A 15304-nucleotide genomic window follows, 5' to 3' on the forward strand; every position below is an offset into this window, starting at 1 on the left:
GCGGGCCAGCGAGTCGAGTGCGGACTGTCGGCGCTTATGCATTGCCCGCCCCTGCAGTCACAGCAGCCGCCAACCCGCGCATCGCCGTGGCGCGTGGAATCGCGGTCCCGGGAGGTTGCCGGAGCAGGTCGGACAGCTCCGCATGCGCCTGGATGGCGGCATCGAGCGAGGCATTGCTGCCCTTCTGGTACGCGCCGAGCTCGATCATGTCGCGGGCGCCGTCGTACTGTGCCAGTACCCGGCGTGCTTCCACCGCACATGCCAGCTCCTCCGGTGAGGCGAGCGCGTTCAGCAGGCGGCTGGCGCTCTGCAGGACGTCGATGGCAGGCAGATGCCCGCGCTGCGCCAGTTCGCGGCTCAGCACGATATGACCATCAAGCACCGCGCGCATGTGGTCCGCGATCGGTTCGTTCATATCGTCGCCTTCCACCAGCACGCTGTAGATGGCGGTGATTTCTCCCTTTCCGTGGCGTCCGCAGCGCTCGGCGATGCGGGGCAGCCAGCTGAAGACGGAAGGGGTATAACCGCGGAATGTCGGGGGTTCGCCGATGGCCAGGCCGATCTCGCGCTGCGCCATCGCAAAACGGGTGATCGAGTCGACCACCAGCAACACCGACTTGCCCTGGTCGCGGAAATATTCGGCTACCGCGTGCGAGGCATGTACGGCATGCGTTCTCACCAGTGCAGGCTGGTCCGCCGTTGCGGCCATCACCACCGCGCGCCGCAGCCCCTCTTCCCCCAGCGATTCGCGGATGAAATCCCCGACCTCGCGCCCGCGCTCCCCCACCAGGCACAATACGATGGCATCGGCCTGGACGTGGCGCGCCAACATGCCCAGCAGGGTGCTTTTGCCCACGCCGCTGCCGGCGAACACGCCCATGCGCTGGCCACGGCCAAGCGTCAGCAGGCAGTCGATGGCCGCCACGCCGGTTTCAAGCACCTCGTCGATCCCCTGGCGATGCATCGGATTGATCGGGGCGGCGTGCAGCGGATAGCGGCCGGGCAGCGCAAGAGGGCCCTTTCCGTCCAGCGGGCGGCTGAACGCATCCACCACGCGCCCCAGCAGGGCATCGCCTACCGGTACGTCGAGCGGCCGGCCCGTGGCGCGGATCATGCTTCGGCCGGAAATGCCGCCCACGTCGCCATACGGCATCAGCAGCACATGCTCCTTGCTGAAACCAACCACCTCGCCCGGCACGATGGAACGTCCGTCGCCGGGCATGATTTCGCACAGTTCGCCGATGTTCGCATCGGGCCCCTGCGCTTCGATGACCAGGCCATTGAAAGCGACCACGTGACCCTGACGGCGGTACATCTCCGTCCGCGCGATGGCCGATTGAAGGCGGGCCTGCAGGTTCATGCGGCTCCTTGGGCGGAACGGTGTTCCGACAGGCCGGCCAACAGTGCGGTACGCAGCATGTCCAGGCGTACGTCGAGACCGCTGTCATAGCTGCCAAGCCGTGTGCGCAGACGGCATTGCCCGGGCAGCAGGCGACCGTCCACCTCGAAGCAGATTCCCTCATGGCCATCGAGCATCGCCGCATCCTGCCTGGATACCAGGACGGTCTCCACCGCGGCATCCACCTCCAGCATCGCGTGGCGTACCAGCGCAGGAATCAATGTGCCTGCGGCGTACCCTTCGCCCATCAAGCGGGCGACCGCACCGTAGGCGACTTCCACCGCGAGTTCCTCGGCTCGTGCCGCTTCCGCCCGGATGCATTCCTCGAGGTTGAAGGCCAGCGACTCGAAGGTCTTGCGAGCCTGTTCGTACTGCGCCTGGGCCCGGCTCAGTTCGAGCTCGCGCTCCTGTTGCCATGCAGCCGCCTGCGCCTGCGCCGTCTTCTGCGCCTGCGCCAGTCCTTCGGCCTGCCCTTTCTGGAACCCCCGCTCCACCGCCGCCCTGTAGTCGGCCTCCCGCCGCGCAGCGTCCTCTGCCGCCTGGTCGCGTCCGGCCTCCATGACAGGAGCGGGAGATGCCGACCATAGTGGCGCTGCCGTGATGGCATCGGCATCAATGCGGCGCATGTTCACCCCGCCCCTTCAATTCGCCAAGCAGGGCCCGCGCGGCTGCGCGCGTGGCCTCGCGCAACTGCGGCGGCATCGGGCCGCGGGCAGCGAGTGCCGCCTGCAGTTCACGCTGAAGACTGGCCGGCATCATGGCCAGCTGGAAATCATCGCTCCCCATGCCCTCGGCCTGCAGCACGCAGGCCAATGCCGCCGGCTCCAGATGATCGGACAGCGCCATCGTCTCCTGGCAGGAGGCTTCCCTGGTGGCATCGGCTACCGGCGCCGACGCGAGCACCGCCATTGCCATGGCACGACCATTCCAGCCACGCCGCACTACTTCATCCATCACCGGCGACAGCCGGCCGCGCATGGCAGCACCCAGATCCGCAAGGACGCGGGCGCGTACCCGGGGGTGCATGGCCGCCAGCACGATGGCTGCACGACGGACCGCTTCGGCATCCATCAATGCCTCTCCTCCCGCAGCCAGGCCTGCACCTGCAATGCCGCGCGCTCGCTTTCGTCCCGGCTCAGCAACAACGGCCTGGCCCGGCGGCGCCACATCAGCATCACGCCGGCGACCGTGCCCAGCAGGAATCCAGCCAGTACCCAGAGCAGGCCATTGTGCGTTGGCAGTGATGGCGCGACGGCAGCTTTCGCAGGCGTCATTCCTGCCGCGGCGGAAGGCGCCTCCACCGCCGTCGCAGGCACTTCGGCTGCATTGCCCATCTCGATGCTGTCGCCCCGCGAGGCATCCAGCCCCGCCGCCACCGACACCAGGCGCATGAGCCGCTCACGCTCGGCAGCTGCAACCCCGTTGGGTAGAACCACGGCCACCGAGATGCGCTCGATCGCGCCAGCTGCGCGCGTCACCTCTTCGCGCTCGGTGCCATGCGCATACTCGACCTGTTCATTGATCAGCGCCGCTTCGCCGGCGCCTTCCGCTGGCCTCCCTCCACTGCTGCTGCGGCGCACGACGATGCCCTGCGTCGTGCCCGGCAGCGCCACGGGCCTTTCAAGCGTCCGGTGTACCTTGTCGAAGTTCAGGCGCACGTCGACCGAGACGGAAGCGCGCTGCCCGTGCAGGGCTTCGGAAAGCAGCTGTTCGACCCGGGCCTGGATGCGCGCGGACATGTCCGCAGCCGCATCGGCACCATCACCCGCTGATCCAGCCTCGCCCTCGCCTGCGCCAGCAAGCTGGAGACCGGCCGGCCCCACCACCACCACGGAGGCCGGCGACAGCCCTTCCACCGCCGACGCGACCAGGTTGCGGATACCGGCCACCTGGCGCTTCGCCAGCTGCGTGCCGGGCTGCAGGGCCAGGGCTACCGAGGCCTTGGAACTGGCCTCTTCGCCGAGGAACGAACCTGCACGCCGGATGGACAGGTGCACACGTACGTTCTGCACGCCGGGAATGCTGGCGATGGTTCTTTCCAGTTCTCCCTGCAGCGCACGCTGGTAGTTGATGCGCTGCGCGAACTCGGTCACCCCGAATTCATTGTCGTCGAACAGTTCGTAGCCGACATGCCCCCCTTTGGGAATGCCGGCGGACACCAGGCGCATGCGTGTATCGAGCATCTTCTGGCCGTCCACCAGGATGCCTGTGCCGTTCTCCGAAAGGCTGTAGGGGACCTTCCATTCCCCGAGCGTGGCAGCGATCTCGGCGGCATCCGCCTCCGAGAGGTTGCCGAACAGCAGTTCCTGCCTTGGCGAAAAGACCAGCCACAGCGCCAGCGCCGTTGCCAGCGCGAGCAGCGCCACGCCAACGCTCAGGCCAATACGGGCATTACGGCTCATCGCCGCGAACGTGGCCTTGATGGAATTCAGTGCGGACATGGTCAGAGTTGCATCCGCGACAGTTCCTGGTACGCCTCGACGAGGCGATTGCGCACCTCCGCCAGCAGCATCAGCCGCATCCGTGCCTCCTCGAGCGAAATCATCACGTCATGGGTGGCGATCTCCTGCCCCGCAGCCGCCGCACGCACGGTCTGGTCGGCGCCTTTCAATGCCTCGTCGACGCCCTTGAGACCAAGCCCGACCGCGGAGGAAAAGTCCGCATGCGCAATCCGCGTCGATGCCTGCGCCTCCGCTGCGCCCATGCCCGCGCCCAGCGCGGTAATCGCTTCTATGCCCATCACTTTGTCCCGATCTCCATGGCCTTCAGTTCCATGCCACGCAAGGTGTTGAACGACCTGACGTTGGCCTCGTAGCCGCGGCTGGCGGAAAGCAGGGTCGTCATCTCCTGGACCATGTCCACGGCCGGGTAATGCACCTTGCCTTCGGCATCGGCCATCGGATGGCCCGGATCCAGCACCGACCGCGTCGCGGCCTGCAGCGGCTGCCCTTGCGGCCCCAGCACACTCGAGAAGCTCGCCCCCGCCGTTCCCAGGGAACGCGGATCGAGGGGCTGGTTGGCCAGGGCGACATTGCGGCTGGCCGCGTCCATGCGGGTCCGTTCGTTCTGCATGCCCGCCCTGCTGGCCTCCAGGATCGCATCAATGCTCATGCGCCATTCCTCCCGGTGATCGCCAGCCGCATCAGTCCGAAGTGACGCCCCAACGACTCGCTGAGCACCTGGTACTGCAGACCCGCAGCCACGGAATCAGCGACCAGCTCGTCCAGTCCGGGCCGTTCGGAGCCGACACGTTCGCTTATCAGGGACGATCCCGAGTCACGCACGGCGGCCAGCGCCTGCCGGCCGGCGGCCCCGTCCGGGCCGGCAGCCAGGGCTAACGCGGATGCCGCGGCGCTCTGGTCGAGCACGAAGAACGACGCCCCTGCCACGGAAGCATTGACGATGTTCCATCCGGCGACCTCCGCGCGCGTCCGGCTCATATCCAGCGCCGTGCGGACGGCGTCGACTGTCAGATCACTAGACATCACTCTCCCCTTATTGAATGAGCAGCTCGCCATCCAGCGCGCCAGCTGCCTTGATCGACTGAAGTACCGCGATGACGTCACGTGTCGTCAGCTTGATGGTCCGCAGCGCCGATACCAGCTCCGCCACGGTCGTGCCCTCGGCCACCGACACCACGGGAGCCACGCCCTCCTGCACATCGATGCGGCTTTCCGGTACCAGGACGCTGCGTACGTCGCTGCCCGGGCGCACCAGGAATCCATCCGGCTGCGAAACGCTGTAACGGGTGTTGACCTCCACGCGCAGGTCCCCATGGGTGATGCTCACGCTCCCGATGCGGATGCCGCCGCCGGCGACGACGGTGCCGGTGCGTTCGTTGACGACCACCCGCGAACGGCGCTCGCGGGCAAGGCGGATGTTCTCTATCCGGGCAATGCGCGCGACCAGGCCCGGGTCCTGCGCGTCGAACTTCACCGTCACCTTGCCTGCATGCTCGGCGGTGGCTTCGGCATCCGGCAGGGCATCGCGGATGGCCTGTGTCATGCGCTGGGCCAGGGTGAAGTCCGGCTCGTTGAGAAGAATGCTCAGCGACTGTCCGTCGCCGACCACGCCCAGGGGCGAGCTGCGCTCGACGGTGGCTCCGGCCGGAACCCAGCCGACGGTCGGGTGGTTCTTCTGCACGGACGCGGTGATGGCCTCGAACTGATAGCCGCCCACCGAAACCGCCCCCTGTGCGATCGCGTAGATCTGTCCATCCGGGCCACTGAGCGGTACCAGCATCAAGGTGCCGCCTACCAGGCTGCGGGCATCGCCGGACGAAGCGACCTGCACGTCCAGTTGCTGGCCCGGCTCGGCGAACGCCGGCAGCTTCGCCGTCACCAAGACGGCCGCCACGTTGCGGCTGGACAGATCGCCCAGGTCGACGTTGACGCCGAAGTTGCGCAGCGTATTGGATATGGACTGCAGCGTTGCCCGGTTGCGGGTCGAATCGCCGGAGCCGGACAGACCGAATACGAGCCCATAGCCGGTCAGCGGGTTGTCGCGTACGCCGGCGATGCGGGCGATGTCCTTGACCCGGACGTCGCTGGCTTCGCTGGCATGCGACAGGCCAGGCAGCAATGCCGCCAGCAGAAGAAGAAACGTCCTCACAGCAACCTCAGCCATTTCAGTGCGCGGTAGACAATGCTGGTGCGCTGGGACTCGCTCACCACGCCGGAACCGCTGAACTCGACGCGCGCGTTGGCGATGCGATGCGACCACAGGCTGTTGTCGGCCCGTATGTCTTCCGGGCGGACCAGCCCGCTGAGCGTGATCCGCTGGTCCTCGCCGTTGATGATCAGGGACTGCGCCCCCTCCACCGCCAGCGTGCCGTCCTGCAGCACCTCCAGCACCCGCACGGACAGCTGCGTGCGCAGCTCGCCGGCGCGCGAGGTCTCCGCTCCGCCGGCACTGGCTCCGCCCAGGCTGCCCGTGGCGCTGCCCTGGTATCCCGGGGTGGACGCGGAGGCGCCAAGGCGCAGATCGGATCTTGCGTCGGTATTGGCGCTGGACCGTGCCCGCGCGGCCTCCAGCACGTTGACGGTCAGGATGTCGCCGACACGATAGGCACGCCGGTCGGCGGCAATGCCGCGATAGGTCTCGGGGTTGATCAGGCTTTCCTGCGCGTGGCAGCTCCCTGCCCCGCCGGCCAGGGACGCGCCCAGCAACGCCGCGATGAGCAGCTCAGTTTTCAATCGTCACCTCGTTGCGGCCCGTTACCGCCGCCCTGATCCATTGCGTGCCCCCCTGCGGCAGCACCCTCACGCGCTCGCCCACGGCACCGTCATCCCGGGCCAGCGCGGCGGTACTCAGGGCGAGCCCCGCCCGGCGTACCTGCAGGGCGACCCGGGTATTGCGGGCGACGGCCGGCATCGGCCCGAGGTCGCGCGCCAATACGGGCTGGCCCGCGCGCACATCGCGCAGCAGGCGGTAGCCTCGCGGTACCGGCGCCAGGACATCCGCGGCGACGACCTCCTCGCCACCTTCAGCCGCGATATCGACGCGCCGGGTGACAGTCCGCAGATCGTCGCCGGCCTCCCCGCTGCGGTAGTCGTGCGCATAGACATGGACGTCGCGCCAGGCGCGCGTGGTGAACCACACCATGCGTGTCTGTGCGATTGCGCCATCGACCCGGAGGGTCACCGGCACCCCGACCCTGCTGCGCGGCCAGGCGCCGTCTACGTCGCCCGCCTCGATGCCGAGTTCCCCGTCCGCGACGACCGCCGATGCCATCGGCGTACCGGACGGGATGAACTGCCACTCCGCGGAGATGCCCTCGGCCCGCGACTGCAGGCGTTCCTGCGCGACCTCGATCAGACGCCCGGCGGGCACATGCGTCTCCGCCACCGACAGCGATGGCAGCAGTGCGAGCAGCATCAGCCATGCATTCCGCATCAAGCGCATCAGCGGCGCAGGTTGTTGATGGTTTCAAGCACCTGGTCGGATGCCTGGAGCACGCGCGCGTTGAGCTGGTAGGCGCGCTGTGCAAGCACCAGCCCCGTCATTTCATCGATCATGTCCACGTTCGCGGCCTCCAGATAATGCTGCTGGAGCCGCCCGCTGCCGCCCTCGCCGGCGACGGCCAGCACCGCTCCACCGCTGCGCGGGCCAGCGCGGTACAGGTTGTCGCCCGTCGATTCCAGCCCTTCCGTGGTGGTGAAGAGCGCCAGTTCGACGTTGCCGAGCACGGTGCGCTCCTCGCTACCTTCGAGCAGTGCGCTCAGTTCGCCGGCGGCGGAAACGAGGATGTCGCTCGCGCCCTGCGGCACCTGCAGCCCGGCGCTCAGGCGCATGCCATTGACGGCGGCAAGATACCCCTGGTCGTCCAGGTGGAACCGGCCGGAGCGGGTGTAGAAGCGGTTGCCATTGGCGTCCTCCAGCTCGAAGAAGCCATTGCCATCGATGGCCAGATCCAGCGGGCCGCGCGTTGGCTGCATGGCGCCGCTGGCGAACTCCTGCGATACCGACGCCACGCGCGTGCCGCCCCCATGGGAGACCGCCGTCAGCTGCGCGTCGCGCGACATCGGCGAGGACGCGACTTCGGCGAAGTTGACGCGGCTACGCTTGAAGCCCGGCGTCTGCATGTTGGCCACGTTGTTGGAGATGACGTCGATCTGCTCCTGCTGGCTGCGCAGGCCGGTGGACGAAATATAGAGTGCGTCGATCATGGTCAAACGTCCTTAGTTGTCGCCGATTCGGTTGATGCCCGCGTCCAGCGTGCGGTCGTAGATGGACACCACGCGCTGGACGGACTCCGCGTGACGGGTCAGTTCGATCAACTGCAACGTCTGCGCGGCCGCGTCCACGTTGGATTGCTCGGTGGCGCCCTGCTGCACCCGGCCGGACCAAGTCGCCAATGCGCCGTCATGCCGATAGCCGCCCTCGACGGCCTGCAGCCGGCCGGGGTCGACGGCCACGATCGTCAGTTGCGCCAGGCGCTGGTCGCCAGACCACACCACGCCCTGCTCGTCCACCCGGACTCCTTCATCAGGCAGCGGCAACGCCCCGGCATCGGTCATCACCCGGTCGCCGCCGCGCGTTGCCAGATAGCCCCCGGCATCGCGAACGAAACTGCCGGCGCGGGTCAGCAGGGGCTGGCCGCCGCGATCAATCACGAAGAAGCCTTCGCCACGCAGGGCCAGATCCAGAGGCCGCCCGGTCGACCTGAGCGGTCCGTCACCCAGGACGACCTGGCGGGACAGCCCCGCGCTGGCGCTGAAATCCGCTACCGCACGCACGCCCTGGTAGCCCGGCGTGTTGATGTTGGCCACGTTGTGGCTGACCGCATTGATTCCCTGGATGTCCGCGTTCAATGCCCGGGACAAGGCCTGGATCGTGTCGCTCATCGCGTATTCCTCAACTGGTGATCCCGACGGCGGCGAACGAGCGCACCACCGTATTGGACGGAACTTCGTTCAGGCCGACCACCGCCACATGCGGCAACGACCGCTGGATCAGGCCCCGCAATGGCCGCCGCAGCGCGGCCGGACACAGCAGGACAGGATTGAGGCTGCGCCCCATCATGGCCTCGGACTGGCGCGCCAGTTGCTTGATGAAGGCATCCAGCTGGGCAATGTCGGAAAACAATGCGCCGCGCCCCTCGGCATTGCGCTGCGCCCCCATCAAGGTCCGTTCCACGTCAGGCGCCAGGGTCAGGACGTTCAGGTCGCCCTTCGGATCGTTGAAGCGCTGGCAGATGCCGGGCCCCAGGCGTTCGCGCGCCTTCTCGGCCAGTTCCTCGGGGGCCTTGACCGCACGCCCCGCGTCCACCAGCACCTCGACGATGGCTTCCAGGTTGCGCACGCTCACCTGCTCGCGCAGCAGCAGCTGCAGCGTCTTCTGGACATCGGAATAGCTGAGGACATTGGGCACCAGCTCTTCCACCATCGGCCCGCAGCGCTCCTTCAGGCGCAGCAGCATGCGCTCGGTCTCGGCACGGGTCAGCAGCTCCGGTGCCTGCCGCTTGATCACCTCGTTCAGATGCGTGATCAGCACGGTATCCGGCTCCACGAGCGTGTAGCCCGCGCTGCGCGCCTGCGTCCGCTGCGCAGGGTCGATCCACTGCGCGGGCAGGCCATAGGCGGGGTCACGCGTGTCGACGCCCTCCAGCTGCGCGCGCGCCCCGCCCGGGTTGATCGCCAGGATCCGGTCCGGAATCAGGTTGCCCCGTCCGGCACGGCAGCCATGTATCCACAGCTCGTAGTCGTGCGGTCCAAGCTCGGACCGGATGCAGGTCTGGATCCGCGGCACGATGAACCCCAGGTCGGCGGCGACCTGGGTACGCATGTGATCGATTCGCTCCTGCAGATCGCCCAAGGGGCCGAGCAGCAACTGATGCACCACACCGCCCATGCGGATCTCGATGGGCTCTATCCGCAATGCCTGCTGCAGGGCCTCCTGCGGAGAGCCCGCCGCCACGCCCACTTCTTCCTGCGGGGCGGCGTCACCATCGGCTTCCTGTGTCGCGGCCTGGCGGAATGCGTACCACGCCAGCGCGAGCACCCCGGCCAGAACGACCAGCACCGGGAGCTTCGGGAAGTCCGGGAGCACCAGGATCACCAGCAATGCGAACGCCACCACCAGCAGTGCACGCGGACTCGAAAGAACCTGGCGCGGAATCTCGGTGCCGAGCCTGGCATCGGCCGCCGCGCGGGTGATGATGATGCCCGTGGCCACCGCGATCACCAGCGACGGGATCTGGGTGACGATGCCATCGCCCACCGTGAGCAGGGTGAAGCGCTGCACCGCTTCGGTCCAGGGCATGCCCATCTGGGCGATGCCGATGGCCAGGCCTCCGACGATATTGATCAGGATGATGACGATGCCGGCGATGGCATCGCCCTTGACGAACTTGGTGGCGCCGTCCATCGCGCCATAGAAGTTGGCCTCCTTCTCGATCATGGCGCGCCGGCGGCGGGCTTCGTGCTCGTCGATCAACCCCATGTTCATGTCGGCATCGATGCTCATCTGCTTGCCGGGCATGCTGTCCAGCGTGAACCGCGCTGCGACCTCGGCCACGCGCTGGGCACCGTTGGTCACCACCACGTACTGGACCACGACCAGGATCAGGAACACCACGATGCCCACCACGTAGTTCCCGCCGATCACGAACGAGCCGATGGCACCGATCACCCTGCCCGCATCCGCCCCTTCCAGGATCAGCCTGGTCGCCGAAACATTGAGCGCCAGCCGGAACATCGTCGCGATCAGCAACAGCGTCGGGAAAGTGGAGAAGTTCAGTGGCGATTCGGTGAAGAACGTCACCAGCAGGATCAACAGCGCCAGGCTGATGTTGATCACCAGCAGGAAGTCCAGCAGCGGCGAAGGCACCGGCACGAACAGCGCCATCAGGATGCCGACGATCAGCATGACCAGCGCCAGGTCGCGCTTGCCCGACCACAACAGGGACAGCATCGACCTCATGCAGCGCCCCTCATCGCATAGAGCCGGCGATAGATCGGACCCAGCTGTCCGTACAGGGACTCGGGCACCGGTGCGTCGATCTCGCACAACCGATACAGCGCACGCGCCAGCGGCGGCGCCGGAATCACCGCCACCCCCTTGCGCAGGGCGACGCTGCGTACCCTCGCGGCAAGGAAGCCTCGGCCTTTCGCCAGAACGATGGGCGCGCGCATGGTCCTGGGCCGGTACTGGAGTGCAACGGCGTAGTGCGTGGGGTTGGTCAGCACCACGTCCGCCTCGCCGATGCGCTGGATGGCCCGGCTCTTCTTGAGTAGTTCGCGGATGCTGCGTTTCTGCCGCGCCTTGACCTCGGGATCGCCGTCACGCTGCTTGTTCTCGTCCTTGAGCTCGCGACGGCTCATGCGCAACTGGCTCATGTGGTTGCGGCGTACGAACAGCAGGTCGGCCACCGCAACAAGCGCCAGTATGCCGATCACGTACAGCGACACCTTCCAGACCATGCCCAGCAGCAGTTCGGGCAGGCGGGACGACGGCGTGCCGGCGACGCGCTGGACGAACTCCGGCGCATGGCCGACCGCCGTCCAGCACAGGGCAGCCAACAGGCCGAGCTTGGCCAGCAGCTTGCCCAGCTCCCACAGGCCGCGCATCGAGAATACGCGCTTGACCGCGTTGCCCGGATGCATGCGTTTGAAGTCGGGCTTGATCGGATGCGCCGAGAAAACGGGACCGGTCTGCAGCACATTGGCCGCGATGGCCACCACCACCATCGCCAGCACCAAAGGGATCAGCTGCGGACCGAGCTTGCCGAGCAGTTGTCCAAGCCACGCGGCAAAGCCGGAACCCATATGGGGCCGCGCGCCCGCCATCGCGATCATCTGGCGCATCTGCGCGGCCATGGCCGTGGCCACGCCCGCAGAGAGCGCCACGAACGTCAGCACGAACACCAGCAGGCTCGCTACGCCCACCAGATCCGTGCTCCTGGCTACCTGACCCTGCCGCCGCGCCTGTTCCAGCCTGTGCTGGGTCGGCTTCTCGGTCTTGTCCTGGTCGCCCTGCGCCATCAGGGACCTCCCAGCACGGAAGGAACCTGTCCGGCTGCCTGGGTGAACAACCGTCCCGCAAGCATCGGCAGATAGGTCAAAGTCAGTGCCAGCAACCCCATGGCTACGGCGATCTTTACCGGCAGCGCCAGGAAATACATGTTGGCCTGGGGCATGGACCGCGATGCGTAGCCCACGCCCAGATCCACGCAGAACAGGCCAACGACAACCGGCGCCACCAGCATCAACCCGGCAACGAAGCCCGTTCCGAGCATCCGGAGGAAGGCGTCGGCGCTCAAGCGCACGCCTCCACCGCCAAGCGGAAGCCAGTGGATGCTGGCCGTCATGGCACGGAACAACAGCAGGTGCAGATCAAGCGCGAAGAACAACACGGTCATCGCCAGCATGAGCGCGTGACCCAGCAGCGATTCCGGCCCGGTATCGGCGGATGGATTGAACAGCGTGGCCGCTCCCAGGCCAGCCTGCATGTCCACCAGCCAGCCAGCCCCATGCAGCGCCGCCTTCGGCAAAAGGAAAGCAAGGCCGAAAACGGCCCCCACCAGCAGTTCGCCCAGCACTGCGAGCAGCAGCCATCCAGCGCCACCCGGGAGGGCACCCTGCACCGGCAGGGCGAGCACCGTCAGCCAGGCCAGCGCCAGCATGACGACGATGCGTACCGTCATCGGTGCCCATGCCAGCGGCGAGAACGCGGGCAGCACCGTTACCGGCAGGTAGCGCAGGCCGGCCAGCGCAAACAGGATCAGGAAGGATTGAAGCGCTTCCATCGCTCACAGGCCCGCGGCGAAGGAGAACAGGCGCTTGGCCAGTTCCACGGTGGTGGCGACCATCCAGCCCCCCAGCACCAGGCAAATCGCGCCGACGGCGATCAGCTTGGGAATGAAGGTGAGCGTCATCTCCTGCACCTGCGTGGCGACCTGGACCACCGAGATGATCAATCCAATCAGCAGCGTGGCGACCAGCACCGGCGCCGACACCTTGGCCGCCGCGATGAGCGTATCGGCCAGCAACTGCATCGCGATATCAGCGTCCATGCCAGAGCGCTTCAGCGTGACGAAGAGCGTGCCGTGACAAGAGACCGCAGCCGCCGCGCCAGCAGCGCCGGGTCCTGTTCATCGATGCCTGGCAATGCGTTGCGCGCCATCAACTCGGCGAACAACGCGGTGGACTCGGTTTCCCTGCCGTTCTCCTGCAGCCACAATGTTCTTGCGTAGCGGCCGCTGATGGTGCCTGGATCCAGTTTCAGCGCACGTGTCATGCTCGCTTCGCCTTCCGCTGTACGGCCCGTCAGCAGCGCGACGATGGCGATGCCGCCATGCGATTCGGCGAAGTTCCGGTCCAGCGCAAGCGCGCTGCGGTAGCTGGCTTCCGCCGCCACGACGTCTCCGCACAACAGTTGCGCCCACGCCAGGGCATGCCAGGTTCCGATATGGTCGGGCATGCAGGCGACGGCCCGCGCCAGTGTCTGTCCGGCATGCTGCAACTCGCCCTGCAGCATCTGTACTTGCCCCGATCCTGACAGCGCTCGCCCGGAATTCGGGAAGCGTGACAGTGCGCGGCTGAAATATTCCTGGGCGCGAACCGGTTGCCGATTGGCCAATGCCAACGATCCGGCGGTGATCAGAGCCTCGTGCTGGTCCGGGTCGACCGCCAGGCAGGCAGCGGCGTTGGCCTGCGCTCCTGCATCATCGCCGGCATCCAGAAGGCCGAGCGCCCTCAGGCCGAGAGCCTCCGGGTGCGACGGAATCACGTCAAGCACCTTCCCGAGCCACTGATCAGCCAAGGCCATGTTGCCCGCCATCAGTTCGATGCGGGCGTGGAGGATCTGGACCGCGGGCTCGCCCGGATGCCTGGCGTCTACATCGGAGAGAACGGCGCGGGCTTCGTCCAGGCGCCTTTGGCACAACATTGCGAAGGCAAGATCGTGTCCTGTGGCCAGGCTGTCATGGCCGCCCTCCCGCAATCGCACCAGGCGTTCTTCAGCCGCGCCATAGCGGCCTGCCGCCAGGTCCACCTGTGCCAGAAGGAACTGGACTCGAGGGCTCGATTGCGAGGACGGCGGCAGTCCATGCAACACCCGTACCGCTTCCGAAGGATCGCCCGCACGCAGGTGCAACTCAGCCAGATCCGCCGCCAACTCAACGTTCGATGGGTCTACGGCCAAGTACTGCGTCAATCGATCTATCGACAACATGGCACTTCCATGAGCGCTGCTCACGCTTGATGCGCAGCAGCCAGGCAACAATCCATGATCCCCATCGAACTACGCGTCGCTGGAAACGCCTCCGCGACATGAGCGCGTCTGCATCCCTTGCGTATCTCGTTGTGCATCCCCTTTGAAAATTTAAACCAAGCGACGACCATGCTGTCAATAGCCGGAGATCGCTATTTCAGCGATGCCAGCATGGAAACGAACTCATCATCGCCGACATCGCCTCGTGCGGCCAACGCCTCTTCCACCCCCTCCAAGAGTGGACGCCACTCGGGGTGTTCACGCAACTCGGGGCCGAACTCCCACACCAGTACCGCGCGGATGAACCTCATGCGCGCCTGCCGTACAGCCGTCGGATCCTCGACATCCACCTCGCGGGCCAGTCCTGCCAGTTGCCTGCGCAACACAGCCAGGGCAGGTCCCCCACGGTGAGCTACCTCACCTTTGCTCACGGAGTCGATCCTGGCCGTCGTGGCAACCATGCCTGTTCTTGAAGTGACATCCCGCCGGATCGCGGAGATCAGCGCAGCCGTCGAAGTCAGGCGATCGAGTTCCACAAAGGCCCCTCAGTTGTAACGACTGTAGTTGGACAACAGCATGGGAGCCACTGCCAAGCTGGCAACACCCTCGCTCTCCTGCGCCCCCGGCGGAGCTACAGCCCCAATTCCACTGTCGTCGATCAGCCGTCGCATGTCCTGCGCCAATGCAGGAATCGCCTGGGGCTGCCCCAGGCCCCGCTGCAGCGAAGCCAATGCATCGGCCGGCCGCTCCTCGGCCAAGGCGCACAGCCCTTCCGCATAGCAGGCAATGGCCGGATCATCCGAGCGGACCTGTCGAAATTCATGAGCCGCCGCGGCAGCGTCCCCCTTCACCAGCATCAACTGCCCAAGCTGGAAGTGCGCCATCGCGAACTCCGGCGCCAACTCCACGGCACGCTTGAAACCCTGCTCGGCCCGATCCATCAGGCCGGTCTGGGCATGCTGTGCCGCGAGCAGATAGTGCGCCAGGGGGTTCCCGGGGCTGCGGCCAGTCAACACTTTCAACAGCACCACCGCATCGGCATCGCGCGCACCGTTGATCGCATCAAGCGACAGATGGAGCAGTTCATCATCGTCCAGCGCTTCGTATTCCATCGTGCCCATCCCAATGAGGTATCACCCGCAACACCGCGGGCGCATAAACAGGGAATCCCCTGAAGCTGGCCGCAGTTTA

General features: G+C 66.7%; 19 protein-coding genes. All 19 read right to left on the reverse strand.

Going from position 1 to position 15304, the window contains the following annotated elements; genetic code table 11:
- Positions 1-34: 34 nt before the first annotated feature.
- Complete coding sequence (locus tag AC06FP_RS14015; RefSeq protein WP_478075913.1) at positions 35-1360, reverse strand: FliI/YscN family ATPase; 1326 nt, start codon at positions 1358-1360, stop codon at positions 35-37.
- Positions 1357-2025, reverse strand: coding sequence for a FliH/SctL family protein (locus AC06FP_RS14020; protein WP_478075914.1), 669 nt, complete (start codon positions 2023-2025; stop codon positions 1357-1359). Before AC06FP_RS14020 ends, AC06FP_RS14015 begins: the two co-directional genes overlap by 4 nt.
- Positions 2012-2470: a hypothetical protein gene (locus AC06FP_RS14025; RefSeq protein WP_478075915.1), complete on the reverse strand. Its 459-nt coding sequence runs from the start codon at positions 2468-2470 to the stop codon at positions 2012-2014. Before AC06FP_RS14025 ends, AC06FP_RS14020 begins: the two co-directional genes overlap by 14 nt.
- Positions 2470-3840, reverse strand: a complete 1371-nt coding sequence (fliF, locus tag AC06FP_RS14030; RefSeq protein ID WP_478075916.1) for a flagellar basal-body MS-ring/collar protein FliF — start codon at positions 3838-3840, stop codon at positions 2470-2472. Before fliF ends, AC06FP_RS14025 begins: the two co-directional genes overlap by 1 nt.
- Positions 3841-3842: 2 nt before the next feature.
- Positions 3843-4139 carry a flagellar hook-basal body complex protein FliE gene (fliE, locus tag AC06FP_RS14035; RefSeq protein WP_456119348.1) on the reverse strand — a complete coding sequence of 99 codons (297 nt, stop codon included), beginning with the start codon at positions 4137-4139 and terminating at the stop codon, positions 3843-3845.
- Positions 4139-4510 (reverse strand): flagellar basal body rod protein FlgC, encoded by a 372-nt coding sequence (locus AC06FP_RS14040; RefSeq protein ID WP_478075917.1) that lies wholly within the window; start codon positions 4508-4510, stop codon positions 4139-4141. Before AC06FP_RS14040 ends, fliE begins: the two co-directional genes overlap by 1 nt.
- The gene (locus AC06FP_RS14045; RefSeq protein ID WP_478075918.1) at positions 4507-4884 is read right to left on the reverse strand and encodes a hypothetical protein; all 378 of its coding nucleotides are present in this window, start codon (positions 4882-4884) and stop codon (positions 4507-4509) included. The genes AC06FP_RS14040 and AC06FP_RS14045 overlap by 4 nt, the downstream gene beginning before the upstream one ends.
- Positions 4885-4894: 10 nt before the next feature.
- Complete coding sequence (locus tag AC06FP_RS14050) at positions 4895-6025, reverse strand: flagellar basal body P-ring protein FlgI (protein WP_478075919.1); 1131 nt, start codon at positions 6023-6025, stop codon at positions 4895-4897.
- Positions 6007-6594, reverse strand: a complete 588-nt coding sequence (locus AC06FP_RS14055) for a flagellar basal body L-ring protein FlgH (RefSeq protein ID WP_478075920.1) — start codon at positions 6592-6594, stop codon at positions 6007-6009. The genes AC06FP_RS14050 and AC06FP_RS14055 overlap by 19 nt, the downstream gene beginning before the upstream one ends.
- Positions 6584-7276: a flagellar basal body P-ring formation chaperone FlgA gene (gene flgA, locus AC06FP_RS14060; RefSeq protein ID WP_478075921.1), complete on the reverse strand. Its 693-nt coding sequence runs from the start codon at positions 7274-7276 to the stop codon at positions 6584-6586. Before flgA ends, AC06FP_RS14055 begins: the two co-directional genes overlap by 11 nt.
- 26 nt (positions 7277-7302) lie before the next feature.
- A complete protein-coding gene (locus tag AC06FP_RS14065; protein ID WP_478075939.1) occupies positions 7303-8067 on the reverse strand; it encodes a flagellar hook-basal body protein in 765 nt (254 codons plus the stop codon).
- A gap of 12 nt (positions 8068-8079) precedes the next feature.
- A complete protein-coding gene (locus tag AC06FP_RS14070) occupies positions 8080-8745 on the reverse strand; it encodes a flagellar hook-basal body protein (RefSeq protein ID WP_478075922.1) in 666 nt (221 codons plus the stop codon).
- Between the two features lie 10 nt (positions 8746-8755).
- The gene (locus tag AC06FP_RS14075; RefSeq protein ID WP_478075923.1) at positions 8756-10813 is read right to left on the reverse strand and encodes a flagellar biosynthesis protein FlhA; all 2058 of its coding nucleotides are present in this window, start codon (positions 10811-10813) and stop codon (positions 8756-8758) included.
- A gap of 5 nt (positions 10814-10818) precedes the next feature.
- Positions 10819-11883: an EscU/YscU/HrcU family type III secretion system export apparatus switch protein gene (locus tag AC06FP_RS14080; protein WP_478075924.1), complete on the reverse strand. Its 1065-nt coding sequence runs from the start codon at positions 11881-11883 to the stop codon at positions 10819-10821.
- Positions 11883-12647: a flagellar biosynthetic protein FliR gene (locus AC06FP_RS14085; RefSeq protein ID WP_478075925.1), complete on the reverse strand. Its 765-nt coding sequence runs from the start codon at positions 12645-12647 to the stop codon at positions 11883-11885. Before AC06FP_RS14085 ends, AC06FP_RS14080 begins: the two co-directional genes overlap by 1 nt.
- A gap of 3 nt (positions 12648-12650) precedes the next feature.
- The gene (locus AC06FP_RS14090) at positions 12651-12914 is read right to left on the reverse strand and encodes a flagellar biosynthetic protein FliQ (protein ID WP_478075926.1); all 264 of its coding nucleotides are present in this window, start codon (positions 12912-12914) and stop codon (positions 12651-12653) included.
- 11 nt (positions 12915-12925) lie between these two features.
- Complete coding sequence (locus AC06FP_RS14095; RefSeq protein ID WP_478075927.1) at positions 12926-14074, reverse strand: tetratricopeptide repeat protein; 1149 nt, start codon at positions 14072-14074, stop codon at positions 12926-12928.
- 191 nt (positions 14075-14265) lie between these two features.
- Positions 14266-14649, reverse strand: coding sequence for a hypothetical protein (locus AC06FP_RS14100; RefSeq protein ID WP_478075928.1), 384 nt, complete (start codon positions 14647-14649; stop codon positions 14266-14268).
- A 9-nt stretch (positions 14650-14658) separates the two neighbouring features.
- Positions 14659-15225, reverse strand: a complete 567-nt coding sequence (locus AC06FP_RS14105) for a hypothetical protein (protein ID WP_478075929.1) — start codon at positions 15223-15225, stop codon at positions 14659-14661.
- Between the last annotated feature and the right edge of the window lie 79 nt (positions 15226-15304).

It is taken from the genome of Stenotrophomonas sp. Steno-Z2 (assembly GCF_056393235.1).